At 37.2% G+C, this 1,788-nt stretch carries 2 protein-coding genes; both read right to left on the reverse strand.

Annotated elements, in window-relative coordinates; genetic code table 11:
* Positions 1-101 precede the first annotated feature (101 nt).
* Complete coding sequence (locus tag ACFIKG_RS09095) at positions 102-824, reverse strand: hypothetical protein (RefSeq protein WP_375627067.1); 723 nt, start codon at positions 822-824, stop codon at positions 102-104.
* 444 nt (positions 825-1,268) lie between these two features.
* Complete coding sequence (locus ACFIKG_RS09100; protein ID WP_375652176.1) at positions 1,269-1,697, reverse strand: hypothetical protein; 429 nt, start codon at positions 1,695-1,697, stop codon at positions 1,269-1,271.
* Positions 1,698-1,788: the final 91 nt, after the last annotated feature.

Here is a 1,788-nt window from a genome sequence, read left to right on the forward strand (position 1 = left end):
CATTTCTTTTAAAAAAGTGGAATTTGTCATCTTGATTTCCTACATTGCGCGCAATTCACCCGTGGCGTGAATCACGCATCTGTTAAAAGGCTGGTTGGTTGTTAAATTTTTATGTCTTGAGGAATTCTCGTGTTTCCGCGAATATTAGCTAATCCACGAATTTCGGCATTTCTAAAAATCTTGACTGCGTCATAAATGCGAGCACTATCATAAACTTTTGCATCTCCAAAAATCTCAACATTTCCATAATTAACATCATCCTCATACGTGAAATTGGAGCATGATATAATGACATCACCATAAACTTTAGCATTGTTATAAATGAGAGCAGGACCACAAATTATTGCGTTCCCATATACACGAGCATTGTCGTAAACCTTGGCACTATTCTTTATTCGTGCATTCTCAAAAACTGTTGCGTCACCATAAATACGTGCGTCATTGTAAACTTCTGCATCACCGCAAACATGAGATTTGTCGCGAACAACAGCATCACCAAAAACATGTGCACTACCAGAAACCTCTGCATTACCGTAAACAACAGCACGACTGTAAACTTGTGCATCAGAATAAACTGAAGCATTTCCACTAATACAAGCGCCATCAAATATCTTAGCATTATGAAAAATGGTAGCGCTTTCATACACCTTGGCATCATCATACACCCAGCAATTACCTTTATGACCTAAGTTATATTCCTTTTCAATAAAACCACCAAGATCTCCTTTTTTGACATCATCAAAATCCCTTAAAGCACGAATGCGGTGGAGAGTTTTGCCATCAACTTCAATTGTTTCATCAGTAAGTTCGTATTTTTTTTCCATGGTTTATTTCCTTGATTTGCGTACAATTCACCCGTGGCGTGAATCACGCTTGTGTTAAAAGACTGGTTTTGGGGTGTTAGAGTTTTGTCTTTACAGGTTGTACAATCCAATCAATTGGAATGCGTTTTATATATGCACAATGATCAGAATATAGCGTCAACAAGAAAGATTCATCTGAATTGGGTGGTATCATTTCAAATCTAGTGCATGCAAACGGTCTGAATTCGTATGAAAATGCAAAGCATTGCGATCCTATGAGTTCCATTGGCACGATATTCTCTTCACTTAAGAAGGCATCTATTTTGTCTTTAGAGATTATGGTATCTACATAGGGCTCGCCCTTATCTCCAGAGATCGTTATACAAAGTTCACCTGGATTGTGGGTATTTCTCACAACTAACTGCGAACACAAAGTAGGTTTAATTTCATATCTATACATAATAATTATCTTCTCTCGCTCGTTGTGATAATACTGCCTCCACGAACCTCTGAATCTCCGTAAATGTGTGCGTTACCATACACTTCTGCATTGCAATGAACACTTGCATTTTCGTAAACATGTGCTTTTCCAAAAATACGACCACCATATATTTTTGCGTTATGATGAATTGTTGCATTTTCATAAATATTTGCAAAATAACAAACTTTTGAGTTATCAAATACCTTGGCATTGTTGTAAACTTTTGCACCGCTATAAACCATGGCATCATCATAAACCCAACAGTCTCCTTCATGACTTAAGTTGCTCTCTTTTTCTATAAAACCGCCTAGGTCACCTTTTTTGACATATCCAAAGTCTCTTAATGCTCTAATTCGGTGAAGAGTTCTTCCATCAAACACAATTTTTTCATCAGTAAGTTCGTATTTTTTCATCTGGTTTGTTACCTAGTTGAGATTCTTTTATCGCCATCAATCCAGTCGTCCCAACATACACATGCTTCACCGTAAATTTTTGCATGACCGT

Origin of the sequence: Bartonella sp. LB28NMGDW (assembly GCF_042194435.1) — a bacterium.
GTDB lineage: Bacteria > Pseudomonadota > Alphaproteobacteria > Rhizobiales > Rhizobiaceae > Bartonella > Bartonella grahamii.

Bases quoted from the DNA above. Each gene is read 5' to 3' on its own strand.
- ACFIKG_RS09095 (WP_375627067.1), bottom strand. From the start codon at position 824: ATGGAAAAAAAATACGAACTTACTGATGAAACAATTGAAGTTGATGGC.
- ACFIKG_RS09100 (WP_375652176.1), bottom strand. From the start codon at position 1,697: ATGAAAAAATACGAACTTACTGATGAAAAAATTGTGTTTGATGGAAGA.